This is a genomic window from Serratia sp. Je.1.23.a (assembly GCF_051129805.1).
GTDB classification, from domain to species: Bacteria; Pseudomonadota; Gammaproteobacteria; order Enterobacterales; family Enterobacteriaceae; genus Serratia; species Serratia liquefaciens.
The window spans coordinates 85,376-99,085 of sequence record NZ_JBCPSR010000008.1; the positions used below are offsets into that span (position 1 = coordinate 85,376).

Genomic DNA, 13,710 nt, shown 5'->3' on the forward strand with positions numbered 1-13,710 from the left:
GCCTATGGAGTTTTCATGGTTCCCGAGTTTGACTGGCGTGAAATTGATACCGTGCTGCTGGATATGGACGGCACCCTGCTTGATCTGGAGTTCGACAGCCACTTTTGGCTCAGCCTGGTGCCACAAGCCCTGAGCGAGCAGCGTGCTATTCCCTTCGACGAAGCGCGTAAAATCATTCACCAGGAATATTTGGCGGTGCAGCACACCATGAACTGGTACTGCTTCGACTACTGGAGCGAACGGCTGGATCTTGATATTTACCGCATGACCACTGAGGTTGGCAGCCGAGCCCGCCTGCGTGAGGATACCGAGCCCTTTTTGCAGGCATTGCGAGCCGCAGGTCACCGGACTATCCTGTTGACCAACGCCCATCCGCACAGCCTGGCGGTAAAAATTGAGCATACCGGTTTGGATCGCCACCTTGATTTATTACTTTCTACCCACACATTTGGTTATCCGAAAGAAGATCAGCGTTTGTGGCAGGCCGTGCAGCAACACACCGGATTTGATCCGCAACGCACCCTGTTCGTCGACGACGGTGAACCTATTCTGGATGCTGCCCGCACCTTCGGTATTCGCTATTGCCTGGGCGTGCAGAATCCGGACTCCAGCATGGCGGAGAAAACCTTTCGACACTACCCGGCAATGCGCGACTACCGCCTGTTGATACCGGCGTTAGCCAAGGGGGAGCAATGAAAGATAAGGAAACACGGGACGACGCGGTCCGGCTGGATAAATGGCTTTGGGCGGCTCGTTTCTACAAAACCCGCGCGTTGGCGCGGGACATGATCGACGGCGGCAAGGTGCACTATAACGGACAGCGCGGTAAGCCGAGCAAGAATGTCGAGCTCAATGCCGAGATCAAGCTGCGTCAGGGTAACGATGAACGCACGGTGATCGTTCTGGCTCTGGCCAGCCAACGGCGCGGCGCCGACGAGGCGCAGCAGATGTATCAGGAAACCGAAGCCAGCATCGCCAATCGAGAGAAAGTGGCGCTCGCACGCAAGATGAATGCGCTGACCATGCCGCATCCGGACCGCCGTCCGGACAAGAAAGAGCGGCGCGACCTGATTAAATTTAAATTTGGTGAGCAGGAATAACCCCTCGCCGTAATGAGAGAAAACTATGTCTAACCATGACCAATTGCACCGTTACCTGTTTGAAAACTACGCGGTGCGCGGTGAGCTGGTTACCGTCAGCGAAACCTATCAGCAGGTCCTGAACAACCATGATTATCCGGCGCCGGTTAAAAAACTGCTGGGTGAACTGCTGGTGGCCACCAGCCTGCTGACCGCAACCTTGAAGTTCGACGGCGATATCACCGTACAATTACAGGGTGACGGCCCGCTGAAGCTGGCCGTGATTAACGGCAACAACCGCCAGGAAATGCGTGGCGTAGCGCGCGTACAGAGCGAAATCGCCGATGACAGCACGCTGCATCAGTTGATCGGCAACGGCGTCATGGTGATCACCATCGCGCCAACCGAAGGCGAGCGCTATCAGGGCGTAGTGGCACTGGAAGGCGAAACGCTGGCCGAATGCCTTGAGGCTTACTTCCGCCAGTCCGAACAGCTGCCAACCCGTCTGTTCATTCGCACCGGCGAGTTCGAAGGCCAACCGGCCGCGGGCGGTATGTTGCTGCAGGTGCTGCCGGCACAGGACGGCAATGCCGATGATTTCGATCATCTGGTACAACTGACCAACACGGTGAAAAGCGAAGAGCTGTTCAGCCTGCCGGCCAATGAAGTGCTGTATCGCCTGTATCACCAGGAAGAAGTCACTCTGTATGAACCACAGGACGTGATCTTCCGTTGCACCTGTTCACGTCAGCGCTGCGCTGATGCGTTGGTCACCTTGCCAACCGACGAAGTGGCACAAATGCTGGAGCAGGATGGCAATATCGATATGCACTGCGATTACTGCGGCAATCACTATGTGTTTGACGCCGTAGACGTTGCCGCCTTGTACACCGGTAACACCGGTGACAGCGATCAGTTGCACTAAGTAGCACCCCATATCGGCGGGCGCGCCCTGCGCCCGCTCATTCACCTCGTTTGCACGTTTGCTTTTTTCCGTGTGCTATCTCTCAGATCGTAACGAAAAACCGACTAAAACGTTAAATATTTGATACCTATCGCGGTTACTCGCTGCTGAATCCCTACAATTGGCGCCAGAAATTCTGTGACCAAGGAGTAGTGACATGCGTGTTAAAGGTATAACCCCTCAGGATCTGGCCGCTTATGGGATTCATAACGTCGGCGAAATCGTTCACAACCCGAGTTATGACTTGCTGTTCAAGGAAGAAACAGACCCATCTCTGGAAGGTTATGAGCGTGGGGTCGTAACCAAGCTGGGTGCTGTATCCGTCGACACCGGTATTTTTACCGGCCGTTCCCCGAAAGATAAGTACATCGTCCGTGACGACATCACCCGCGACACCGTCTGGTGGGCCGATCAGGGTAAAGGCAAAAACGACAACAAACCCCTCAGTCCGGAAATTTGGGCTGACCTGAAACAGCTGGTCACCACGCAGCTCTCCGGCAAACGCCTGTTTGTGGTGGATACCTTCTGCGGCGCCAACGCCGACTCACGCTTGAAAGTCCGCTTTATCACCGAGGTGGCCTGGCAGGCGCACTTCGTCAAAAACATGTTCATTCGCCCGACGGAAGAAGAACTGCAGGATTTCGAACCGGACTTCGTGGTGATGAACGGCGCCAAATGCACTAACCCGAACTGGCAGCAACAGGGCCTGAACTCGGAAAACTTTGTCGCTTTCAACCTGACCGAACGCATGCAACTGATTGGTGGCACCTGGTACGGCGGCGAAATGAAAAAGGGTATGTTCTCCATGATGAACTACCTGCTGCCGCTGAAAGGCATCGCTTCCATGCACTGCTCGGCTAACGTGGGTGAAAAAGGCGACGTGGCGGTGTTCTTCGGCCTGTCCGGCACCGGCAAAACTACCCTGTCCACCGATCCAAAACGCCAGCTGATTGGCGATGACGAACACGGCTGGGATGACGACGGCGTGTTCAACTTCGAAGGCGGCTGCTACGCCAAAACCATCAAGCTGTCCGAAGAAGCCGAGCCGGATATCTATCACGCCATCAAACGCGATGCGCTGCTGGAAAACGTCACGGTGCTGGCCGACGGTACAATTGATTTCAACGACGGCTCGAAAACCGAAAACACCCGTGTTTCCTACCCGATCTATCACATCCAGAACATCGTCAAGCCAGTTTCCAAGGCCGGCCACGCCACCAAGGTGATTTTCCTGACTGCGGACGCCTTCGGCGTGTTGCCACCGGTTTCTCGCCTGACCGCCAACCAGACCCAGTACCACTTCCTGTCCGGCTTTACCGCCAAGCTGGCCGGTACCGAGCGCGGCGTGACCGAGCCGACCCCAACCTTCTCCGCCTGCTTCGGCGCAGCCTTCCTGTCGCTGCACCCAACGCAATACGCCGAAGTCCTGGTGAAGCGCATGCAGGCTGCGGGTGCCCAGGCCTACCTGGTCAACACCGGCTGGAACGGCACCGGTAAACGCATTTCGATCAAAGATACTCGCGGTATTATCGATGCGATCCTCAGCGGTGAAATCGATAAGGCAGAAACCATTACCCTGCCTATCTTCGATCTGGCGATGCCAACCTCACTGCCGGGCGTCAACCCGGATATCCTGGATCCGCGCGCCACTTACGCCAGCATTGAGCAATGGCAAGAGAAGGCACAGGATCTGGCCGAGCGTTTTGTCACCAACTTTGACAAATACACCGACACTCCAGCGGGTGCAGCGCTGGTCAGCGCCGGTCCAAAACTGTAATACCTTCCTTTTACAGCTTCAGCTAAGGCGTGGATATCACGCCTTTTTTATTTTTATCGGTTGTTTTTTTGATCGGCACAACGAGATAATAATGCAGTGCAATCATTGATAGCAACGGAGGTTTCAATGGCTACCATAACCGTCAGAAATCTGGACGACGAAGTAAAGGAGTTGCTGCGCGTCTCGGCAGCAAAAAATGGCCATTCCATGGAGGAGGAAGCTCGCATGATTTTGAAACAGGCATTATTGAAAAAGCCGCCGCGTTATGGGTTAGGCACCTGGATGCATCAACACTTTGCCGAGTTGGGCGGGGTTGAATTGGAGATCCCACCGCGCGATGCCACGCCGCCGCGTATTGTCACCTTTGACGACGACGATGACCAATTATGATTATTCTCGATACCAACGTGGTTTCAGAAACGTTGCGCCCCAACCCGCACTATAACGTCATCAGATGGCTGAATGAAAAAGACAATGATGAGCTTTATCTGAGTGCGATAGTTCTCGCCGAGTTGTTCAGTGGAGTTGCCTGTATGCCTGATGGGAAACGGCAGCGCGAATTCAAACACAAGCTGGCGGAGGCAGTGCAGATTAGATTTGATGAGCAAACCCTGCCATTTGATACACTCTGCGCGCTGCAATACGCGCAACTTATGGAGAAAAATCAGCGTCAGGGCAGGTTAATGGGCATCGTCGATACCCAAATCGCCGCCACCTGCCTGCATTACGGTGCCACCCTGGCCACGCGCAATACCCAAAACTTTATCCATTGCGGCATTGAGTTAATCGATCCCTGGCAGGCCACGACGGGCCGGCGTCTGCATGAAGAGGCAGCGGAATACTACGTGATGAGCAGGAAGTCCTGACGGGGGCGCAAACTGCGGCCCCCAGACAAAAAGATTACGCGCTTTCCTTCGGGTTCTGATGCCCATTGCCCGACTCTTTTTTCTCCATCGGTAACGGAATATAAGCCCGAATCAACAGCCCACCGCGTTCGCTGGTGCCGATATCCAGTGCGCCATGATGCCCATCGATAATACGCTGTACGATAGCCAGGCCCAACCCGGTCCCGCTGGTACTGCGCGCGCTGTCACCACGAACAAATGGCTGCAACAGATGCTTCAGCTCTTCCGGTTTAATGCCCGGGCCGTCGTCTTCCACCTGGAACCAGCCGCGCTGCAGCTCACGGCCGCTGCTGACTTTGATCCAACCGTTGCCGTAACGCGCCGCATTCACCACCATATTCACTGCCGCACGCTTGATCGACAACGGATGCACATTCATCATCAGTTCGCCCGGCGCCAAAGCGGTTTCAATCACCCGCTCATAGCCACTCTCGGCAGCCACCACTTCGCCCAGAATGCTATTCAAATCGCTGATTTCTGTCTGCATCTCCTGGCCGGTGCGCAGATAATCAATAAACTGCTCAATGATGTCGTTGCACTCTTCAATATCTTTATTGATCGACTCCGCCAGGTAGCCGTCTTCGGCACTCATCATCTCGGTCGCCAGACGGATACGCGTCAGTGGCGTACGCAGGTCGTGGCTCACCCCGGCCATCAGCAATGTGCGGTCGTCCGCCAGCTGCTTGACGCCCGACGCCATCTGATTAAAGGCCCGCGTTACCGAACGGACTTCCGATGCGCCATACTCACGCAGCGGCGGTGGAATGATGCCCTTACCCACCTGCAAAGCGGCGTGCTCAAGCTCCACCAGCGGGCGGTTCTGAATACGGATAAACAGCCAGGCGCCACCTATCGCCAACAGCATAATCGCCAGGGTATAGCGGAACAGCGGCGAGAAATCGCCCTGGTGAATTTCAGTCAGTGGAACACGCACCCAGATATCCGGCTGCAGCCAGGTTTTCAGCCACACCACCGGTGAGTTTTTGTTTACTTCCACCCGCACGTCGGTTGGCCCGCCGAGCTGCTGCGCCATCTGCTGGCTGAGGAATTGGTAGTGCTGCGCCCAGCGCAGACCGCTCTCTTCCGCCGCAGAATTGGTGTAGAGAGAAATGCCCAGTTCGCGATAGATTTCGCGACGGAACGCCGGCGGTACTTCCAGCAAAGTACCATCCTCCAGCTGCAGCCGGTCGGTCATCAGCATACGAACTTCGTAGGCCAATACCTTATTGAACTGCTGCAGGCTGGGCAGGATGGCGAAGTTCAGCACCACCAGATAGGTCGTCACCAGGCTGACGAACAGCAAGGTGACGATCAATAGCAGGGTTCGGGCAAACGAGCTACGCGGTGAAAAGCGCAATCGTCTCATGCCTTGCTGCCGTCCGGGACGAAGACGTAGCCAAGACCCCAAACGGTCTGGATGTAGCGTGGATGCGCAGGATCTTCCTCAACCATGCGACGCAAACGTGAAATTTGCACGTCGATGGAGCGTTCCATGGCGCTGTATTCGCGGCCACGTGCCAGGTTCATCAGCTTGTCGCGCGAAAGCGGTTCGCGTGGATGGCTCACCAGCGCCTTCAGCACCGCAAACTCACCGCTGGTCAACGGCATAGGCTCGTCTTCGCGGAACATTTCGCGGGTGCCGAGGTTGAGTTTGAATTTACCAAAGGCGATCACCGCCTCTTCCTGTGAAGGAGCGCCCGGCAGTTCATTGGCCTGACGGCGCAACACCGCACGGATGCGGGCCAGCAATTCACGCGGGTTGAAGGGTTTTGGGATGTAATCGTCAGCGCCGATTTCCAGGCCAACGATACGGTCGACTTCTTCACCTTTGGCGGTCACCATAATGATCGGCATAGGGTTGCTTTGGCTGCGCAGACGGCGGCAGATGGAAAGACCATCTTCGCCCGGCAACATCAGGTCAAGCACCATCAGATGGAATGATTCACGAGTCAGCAAGCGATCCATTTGCTCAGCGTTGGCTACGCTGCGAACCTGAAAACCCTGTTCGGTTAAATAACGCTCTAAAAGCGCACGCAGGCGCATGTCATCATCGACGACCAGAATCTTATGATTCTCTTGCATTGTATTACTCCCAAAGGCTTTATTGCCTGACGTGAATATTGTTAAAAAACCCTGTCATTTCGGACAGCGTTTAATGGTATATATTCTAGACGAAATTGTTACAAAGCTTATTCTTTTGCCCATTTATCAACAATTTTCATCAAAATGCCCGCGACGATTCGCCAAAATCCCGATGCGCATAGGTTAAATTTAGAAGCACTGCGTCTTTTGGCTGGCGGCATACCCGACGGCTGATTCGGCAGTGTAACTCAGCCGGGGCGATAAGAAACGCGAGCACCGGCAATTTTGCGCGTGGCTGATGATTAACGCTCATTGGATTGTGCAACAGCAGCCTACAGCCCGATGCGAGTTTATGCGACACTTTGCCAACGCAATGACGTCCTTCCCTTTGATATGTCCCTAAAGGCGGAACCACGATGAGAACGCAGCTGATAACCCGCGAAGGTTACGACAAGCTAAAGCAGGAATTAGACTTTCTCTGGCGCGAAGATCGGCCAGAGGTCACCAAAAAAGTGACCTGGGCAGCTAGCCTCGGCGACAGAAGTGAAAATGCCGATTATCAGTACAACAAAAAACGGCTGCGGGAAATCGATCGCCGCGTACGCTACCTGACCAAATGCCTCGAGCAATTAAAGATTGTCGATTACTCCCCGCAGCAGGAAGGCAAAGTGTTTTTCGGTGCCTGGGTGGTAGTGGAAAACGAGGACGGCGACACTAAACGCTTTCGCATCGTCGGCTATGACGAGATTTTTGGCCGCCGAGACTACATCTCCATCGATTCGCCCATGGCCCGCGCGCTGCTTAAAAAAGAAGTGGGTGATGCCGCCACCGTTAATACGCCAGTCGGCGATGCCCTGTGGTACGTGAATGAGATCGAGTACGTAAAATAAGATTTCAGTTTTTTCCGAGCGACCGCCCGCCGCCGCAGTACAGGCCGCTTTACGCGCTATGACTGTCGAGAGGCGGCCCGCTCCACTGGCATTTTCCCCGCGCAATCCGTATAACTGTCCCCCTGTTTACCAACCGTTCTCAACAGATACCAGACTTATGAATGACCCACTGAGCCGCATTATTGCAACAGAACTGCAGGCCCGGCCGGAGCAAGTTGACTCCGCCATCCGTCTGCTGGATGAAGGTAATACCGTGCCCTTTATTGCACGCTATCGTAAGGAAGTCACCGGGGGTCTGGACGATACCCAACTGCGCCAGCTGGAAACCCGCCTGGGTTATCTGCGTGAACTGGAAGACCGCCGTCAGACCATCCTTAAATCGATCGACGAGCAGGGCAAACTGACCGAACAGCTGGCGACGGCGATCACCGCCACGCAAAGCAAAACCGAACTCGAAGACCTCTACCTGCCTTACAAACCGAAGCGCCGCACCCGCGGCCAGATCGCGATTGAAGCCGGTCTGGAGCCTCTGGCGGACACGCTGTGGCAGGATCCTCAGCAGCAACCTGAACAGTTGGCCGAAGGTTACGTTAATGCAGACAAGGGCGTAGCGGACGTAAAAGCCGCCCTCGACGGCGCGCGTTATATCCTGATGGAGCGCTTCGCCGAAGACGCCGCATTACTGGCCAAGGTCCGTAACTACCTGTGGAAACATGCGCACCTGGTGTCCAAAGTGGTGGAAGGCAAGGAAGAAGCCGGGGCCAAGTTCCGCGACTATTTCGATCATCATGAACCCATTGCCCAGGTGCCATCGCACCGTGCGTTGGCCATGTTCCGCGGCCGTAACGAAGGCGTACTGCAGCTGGCGCTGAATGCCGATCCGCAGTTTGAAGAAGCCCCACGCGAAAGCCAGGCGGAGCAGATCATCATCAGCCACCTGGATCTGCGCCTGAATGATGCTCCGGCGGACGCCTGGCGCAAAGCGGTGGTCAACTGGACCTGGCGTATCAAGGTGCTGCTGCATCTGGAAACCGAACTGATGAGCACGGTGCGCGAACGCGCGGAAGATGAAGCGATCAACGTCTTTGCCCGTAACATGCATGACCTGCTGATGGCGGCACCGGCCGGTATGCGCGCCACCATGGGGCTGGATCCGGGCCTGCGTACCGGGGTCAAAGTGGCGGTAGTCGATGCTACCGGCAAGCTGGTCGCCACCGACACCGTGTACCCGCACACCGGTCAGGCCGCTAAAGCCGCCGCCATCGTCGCCGCACTGTGCATCAAGCATAAAGTGGAGTTGGTCGCCATCGGCAACGGCACCGCATCGCGCGAGACCGAACGTTTTTACCTCGACCTGCAACAGCAGTTCAGCGAAGTCAAAGCACAAAAGGTGATCGTCAGCGAAGCCGGCGCTTCGGTGTACTCCGCTTCCGAACTGGCGGCGCTGGAATTCCCTAACCTCGACGTCTCGCTGCGCGGTGCGGTATCCATCGCACGTCGTCTGCAGGATCCGCTGGCCGAGCTGGTCAAAATCGATCCGAAATCCATCGGCGTCGGCCAGTATCAGCATGACGTCAGCCAAAGCCAACTGGCGAAAAAGCTCGATTCCGTGGTCGAAGACTGCGTGAACGCCGTCGGTGTGGATCTGAATACCGCCTCGGTGCCGCTGCTAACCCGCGTAGCCGGCCTGACGCGCATGATGGCGCAGAATATTGTCACCTGGCGTGACGAAAACGGCCGCTTCAGCAACCGCGAACAGCTGCTGAAAGTCAGTCGCTTGGGGCCGAAAGCCTTTGAACAGTGCGCCGGCTTCTTGCGTATCAACCACGGCGACAACCCACTGGACGCCTCGACCGTTCACCCGGAAACCTACCCGGTGGTCGAACGCATTCTGGCCGCAACTCATCAGGCTCTGCAGGATCTGATGGGCAACCCGGCGGCGGTGCGCAGCCTGAAGGCCAGCGACTTTACCGACGAGAAGTTCGGTGTGCCGACGGTGACCGACATCCTGAAGGAGCTGGAGAAGCCGGGCCGCGATCCGCGTCCGGAATTCAAAACCGCAACCTTTGCCGAAGGGGTGGAAACCCTCAACGACCTGCAGCCGGGAATGATCCTGGAAGGTTCGGTCACCAACGTCACCAACTTCGGTGCCTTTGTTGATATCGGCGTGCATCAGGATGGGTTGGTGCATATCTCCTCGCTGGCGGACAAGTTTGTCGAAGATCCGCACACCGTGGTGAAAGCCGGTGACATCGTCAAAGTGAAGGTGATGGAAGTGGACCTGCAACGTAAACGCATTGCATTGAGCATGCGTCTGGACGAGCAACCGGGTGAAGGTTCCCCACGGCGCGGTGGCAATTCAGCACCGGCCAAGGACAACACCTCGCGACCGCAGGCCAATAAGTCCAAACCGCGTGGCGCTAACACCTCGGCAGGCAACAGCGCCATGGGTGACGCACTGGCGGCAGCCTTTGGCAGAAAGTCGTAGTCAGGCGGCCAGCAGAAAACGCATGAGGCACAGGGAGGGGGTTAACCCCTCCCTTTTCCGCTAAATACCCTCATCATTTTTTGACCCGCCTCAATAAACCCGCATTTTTATTCGCTGCCGCCGACAGCCCTGATAATTCCGGTTTTAAGCCTGAAAGCCACGCTAAATAGCCATTTATTAACATCTCTATTAACATTAAATTCTCATTCCGGTATTTCTCAGCGAAACACAAATGCTTAGCGCTCGTATTCAGCCGGCAATATGTTGCCTAATAAATACCGATATTGACGTCACCGAATCAAAGCTGTCGAATCTGTCACTACTTTTTTCAAACCGGAAAAATTCACTACAAATACGTAACTGATTTAACTCACCATTCGCATTTGCACCCCACCAGGCTGGGTGATAAAAATAGCGCTGTCAGGCAATTGCATTCTCTAAATGTGATCGCTACAACCTTTGGTTACCAATACCCCTATTTTTTGTATTGAATACGATAATTATTCTCACTATTATTATTTTGCGTGTTCACTGCATTGCCTCATGGATTGAAAGCGTCGGCAGCCCGTGGTTTTTATCTCGGGACTGCCATTGGAACGTTCTTTTATCATCACCAGCCCAATAGCCTGGGCTTAGAGAAGGTTACATGCATCTTCTGCCTAAACGGTCTTATAAGATCGCCGGCTTCGCCAATGAAATCGGCCCGGCTTATCGCCAAAAACTTTTATCCCTCGGCATGCTGCCGGGCTCGTCTTTTGAAGTGGTACGCGTCGCGCCATTGGGTGACCCCATAGAAATAAAAACCCGTCGCGTCAGCCTGGTGCTGCGCAGGAAAGATCTGGCCCTGATCCTGCTCGACGGCTAGTCCTGAGCCGCCTTGCTTTGGCCATGCATCTTGCCTGGCCCAACTTCCATTGACTGATATCACGCTAAATTATGAAAAAACTCACTATTGGCTTAATAGGCAACCCCAACTCCGGCAAAACTACGCTGTTCAACCAGCTGACCGGGGCACGCCAGCGGGTCGGTAACTGGGCGGGCGTGACGGTAGAACGCAAAGAAGGCCTGTTCACCACGCCGCAATCACAGGTCAAACTGGTCGATCTGCCCGGCACCTACTCCCTGACCACCATCTCGGAGCAAACCTCACTCGACGAACAAATTGCCTGCCACTACATTCTGAGCGGCGACGCCGATCTGCTGATCAACGTGGTCGATGCTTCCAATCTGGAACGTAATCTATACCTGACGCTGCAACTGCTGGAACTGGGCATCCCCTGCATTGTCGCGCTGAATATGTTGGATATCGCCAAAAGCCAAAAAATTAATATCGATATCGCGGCACTGTCGGCGCGTCTCGGCTGTCCGGTGGTGCCGATGGTATCCACCAAAGCCGACGGCATTGGCGTGCTGAAGCAGATGATCGACAACCATCAGTTCAACGAATTAAAAGCGCTGGTGAACTACCCGCCGCTGCTGCTCAAGGAAATGACCACGCTGAGCGACGCCATGCCGCAGACCCTGCCAAGTGAACAACGTCGCTGGCTGGCGCTGCAGATGCTGGAAGGCGATATCTACAGCCACCAGCTTGCCGGCCCTGCGGCGGCCCTGCTGCCGGCGGCCAAACAGGCGCTGCAGCGGCAACAGCAGGAAGATCCTGCACTGGTGATTGCCGATGCGCGTTATCAGTCAATCGCCACCCTGTGCGATGCCGTGAGCAATTCACAACAGGCCATGCCGAACCGTCTGACCGAAGCGCTGGATAAAGTGATCCTCAACCGCTGGTTAGGGGTGCCCATCTTCCTGCTGGTGATGTATTTGATGTTCCTGCTAGCCATCAACCTCGGCGGCGCACTGCAGCCGATCTTCGATATCGGGTCAGCGGCAATTTTTATTCAGGGTATTCAATGGCTGGGCTATACCCTGCACTTCCCTGAATGGTTGACTATTTTCCTGGCGCAGGGGGTCGGTGGTGGTATCAACACCGTGCTGCCGCTGGTGCCACAAATCGGCATGATGTACCTGTTCCTGTCGTTCCTCGAAGACTCCGGCTATATGGCGCGTGCGGCGTTCGTGATGGACCGCCTGATGCAGGCGCTGGGGTTGCCCGGCAAGTCCTTCGTGCCGCTGATCGTCGGCTTCGGCTGTAACGTGCCTTCGATCATGGGCGCACGTACGCTGGATGCGCAGCGCGAACGCCTGATTACCATCATGATGGCGCCCTTCATGTCCTGCGGGGCTCGGCTGGCGATATTCGCCGTGTTTGCCGCTGCTTTCTTTGGCCAGGACGGCGCAGGCGTGGTGTTCTCTTTGTATATGCTGGGTATTGTGGTGGCAATCCTCACCGGTCTGGTATTGAAGTACACCATCATGCGCGGTGAAGCTTCCCCCTTCGTGATGGAGCTGCCGGTTTACCACGTGCCACACCTGAAAAGCCTGCTGCTGCAAACCTGGCAGCGCCTGAAAGGCTTTGTGCTGCGTGCCGGTAAGGTGATTGTGGTTGCCAGCATCTTTATTGGCGGCCTGAACAGCTTTTCGTTCAGCGGCAAGCCGGTAGATAACATTAATGACTCGGCGCTGGCGTCGGTGTCCAAAGTATTGACGCCGCTGCTGAAACCGATGGGCGTGCACAGTGACAACTGGCAGGCTACCGTCGGCCTGGTGACCGGGGCCATGGCGAAAGAAGTGGTGGTCGGTACGCTAAATACCCTGTACACCGCCGAACATATCAACAGTACCGAATTTGATGCCGCCAACTTTAACCTGCTTGATGAACTGGGTGGCGCATTGGACACCACCTGGCAAGGGCTGAAAGACACCTTCAGCCTGAGCGTACTGTCCAACCCGATTGAGGCCAGCAAGGGCGATGGGGAAATGGACGTCGGCTCAATGGGCGTTATGAGCAGCAAATTCGGCTCCGGGGTTTCCGCCTACAGCTACCTGATCTTTGTTTTGCTGTACGTCCCTTGCGTCTCGGTGATGGGGGCCATCGCCCGCGAATCCAGTCGCGGCTGGATGACCTTCTCCATTCTCTGGGGGCTGAACGTCGCCTACTCGCTGGCCACGCTGTTTTATCAGATTGCCACCTTCAGCCAGCATCCGCAGTACAGTCTGGCGGCGATCGCCATCGTGGTGTTGTTCAATCTGCTGATTCTGTTCGGCCTGCGCCGGGCACGTAGTCGGGTCACGGTACGCCTGAGCAACGCCACCCCGGCAGCCTGCTGTCAGGGCGCCAAGGGCAACTGCCACTAATGGCCGGCCTGCTGCAGATCCGCGACGCATTGGCGCTGCACGGTAGCGTACAGGCGCTTCAGCTCAGCCGTCAGCTGGCGGCTCCGCTGCCGCTGGTGCAGGCAATGCTGGAGCGTTTGGTCGCAATGGGGAAAGTGGAGCGTATCGAGCAGGATAACAGCGCCTGCCTGAGCGGCAGCTGCAAAAGCTGTCCGGAAGGCAAAGCGTGCAGCAGTACGGTGATATATCGGTTAAAACACTGAGAGGTGGGGCGCGGCACGAGGCGCGCCCCCT

At 55.8% G+C, this 13,710-nt stretch carries 13 protein-coding genes; 11 read left to right on the top strand and 2 right to left on the bottom strand.

The window, feature by feature from the left end:
* Window positions 1–15: 15 nt before the first annotated feature.
* The 6 genes from yrfG (at window position 16) to AAZT04_RS22575 (ending at window position 4,686) form a co-directional block, all read left to right on the top strand.
* The gene (yrfG, locus tag AAZT04_RS22550) at window positions 16–696 is read left to right on the top strand and encodes a GMP/IMP nucleotidase (protein WP_046372475.1); all 681 of its coding nucleotides are present in this window, start codon (window positions 16–18) and stop codon (window positions 694–696) included.
* Window positions 693–1,100: a ribosome-associated heat shock protein Hsp15 gene (gene hslR / locus AAZT04_RS22555; RefSeq protein ID WP_020837348.1), complete on the top strand. Its 408-nt coding sequence runs from the start codon at window positions 693–695 to the stop codon at window positions 1,098–1,100. Before yrfG ends, hslR begins: the two co-directional genes overlap by 4 nt.
* Window positions 1,101–1,125: 25 nt before the next feature.
* Window positions 1,126–2,004: an Hsp33 family molecular chaperone HslO gene (gene hslO, locus AAZT04_RS22560; protein WP_020837350.1), complete on the top strand. Its 879-nt coding sequence runs from the start codon at window positions 1,126–1,128 to the stop codon at window positions 2,002–2,004.
* A gap of 196 nt (window positions 2,005–2,200) precedes the next feature.
* Window positions 2,201–3,820 carry a phosphoenolpyruvate carboxykinase (ATP) gene (pckA, locus tag AAZT04_RS22565; protein WP_020837351.1) on the top strand — a complete coding sequence of 540 codons (1,620 nt, stop codon included), beginning with the start codon at window positions 2,201–2,203 and terminating at the stop codon, window positions 3,818–3,820.
* A 126-nt stretch (window positions 3,821–3,946) separates the two neighbouring features.
* A complete protein-coding gene (locus tag AAZT04_RS22570; protein ID WP_046372474.1) occupies window positions 3,947–4,210 on the top strand; it encodes a FitA-like ribbon-helix-helix domain-containing protein in 264 nt (87 codons plus the stop codon).
* Complete coding sequence (locus AAZT04_RS22575; RefSeq protein ID WP_048760503.1) at window positions 4,207–4,686, top strand: type II toxin-antitoxin system VapC family toxin; 480 nt, start codon at window positions 4,207–4,209, stop codon at window positions 4,684–4,686. The genes AAZT04_RS22570 and AAZT04_RS22575 overlap by 4 nt, the downstream gene beginning before the upstream one ends.
* A 34-nt stretch (window positions 4,687–4,720) precedes the next feature.
* On the opposite strand, the gene envZ is transcribed toward AAZT04_RS22575, so the two are convergent.
* Window positions 4,721–6,091, bottom strand: coding sequence for a two-component system sensor histidine kinase EnvZ (envZ, locus tag AAZT04_RS22580; protein WP_048760501.1), 1,371 nt, complete (start codon window positions 6,089–6,091; stop codon window positions 4,721–4,723).
* Window positions 6,088–6,807 (bottom strand): osmolarity response regulator transcription factor OmpR, encoded by a 720-nt coding sequence (gene ompR / locus AAZT04_RS22585; RefSeq protein ID WP_004709363.1) that lies wholly within the window; start codon window positions 6,805–6,807, stop codon window positions 6,088–6,090. The genes envZ and ompR overlap by 4 nt, the downstream gene beginning before the upstream one ends.
* A 416-nt stretch (window positions 6,808–7,223) precedes the next feature.
* Here ompR and greB point away from each other — a divergent pair, with 416 nt between their 5' ends.
* The 5 genes from greB (at window position 7,224) to AAZT04_RS22610 (ending at window position 13,679) form a co-directional block, all read left to right on the top strand.
* Window positions 7,224–7,697, top strand: coding sequence for a transcription elongation factor GreB (greB, locus tag AAZT04_RS22590; protein ID WP_020837359.1), 474 nt, complete (start codon window positions 7,224–7,226; stop codon window positions 7,695–7,697).
* 157 nt (window positions 7,698–7,854) lie between these two features.
* Window positions 7,855–10,185: a Tex family protein gene (locus AAZT04_RS22595; protein ID WP_046372471.1), complete on the top strand. Its 2,331-nt coding sequence runs from the start codon at window positions 7,855–7,857 to the stop codon at window positions 10,183–10,185.
* Window positions 10,186–10,831: 646 nt separating this feature from the next.
* On the top strand, window positions 10,832–11,050 hold the full coding sequence (feoA, locus tag AAZT04_RS22600) for a ferrous iron transporter A (protein ID WP_020837362.1): 219 nt from the start codon (window positions 10,832–10,834) through the stop codon (window positions 11,048–11,050).
* A 71-nt stretch (window positions 11,051–11,121) separates the two neighbouring features.
* The gene (gene feoB, locus AAZT04_RS22605) at window positions 11,122–13,437 is read left to right on the top strand and encodes a Fe(2+) transporter permease subunit FeoB (RefSeq protein ID WP_020837363.1); all 2,316 of its coding nucleotides are present in this window, start codon (window positions 11,122–11,124) and stop codon (window positions 13,435–13,437) included.
* Window positions 13,437–13,679, top strand: a complete 243-nt coding sequence (locus tag AAZT04_RS22610; protein WP_044554790.1) for a FeoC-like transcriptional regulator — start codon at window positions 13,437–13,439, stop codon at window positions 13,677–13,679. Before feoB ends, AAZT04_RS22610 begins: the two co-directional genes overlap by 1 nt.
* Window positions 13,680–13,710 lie beyond the last annotated feature (31 nt).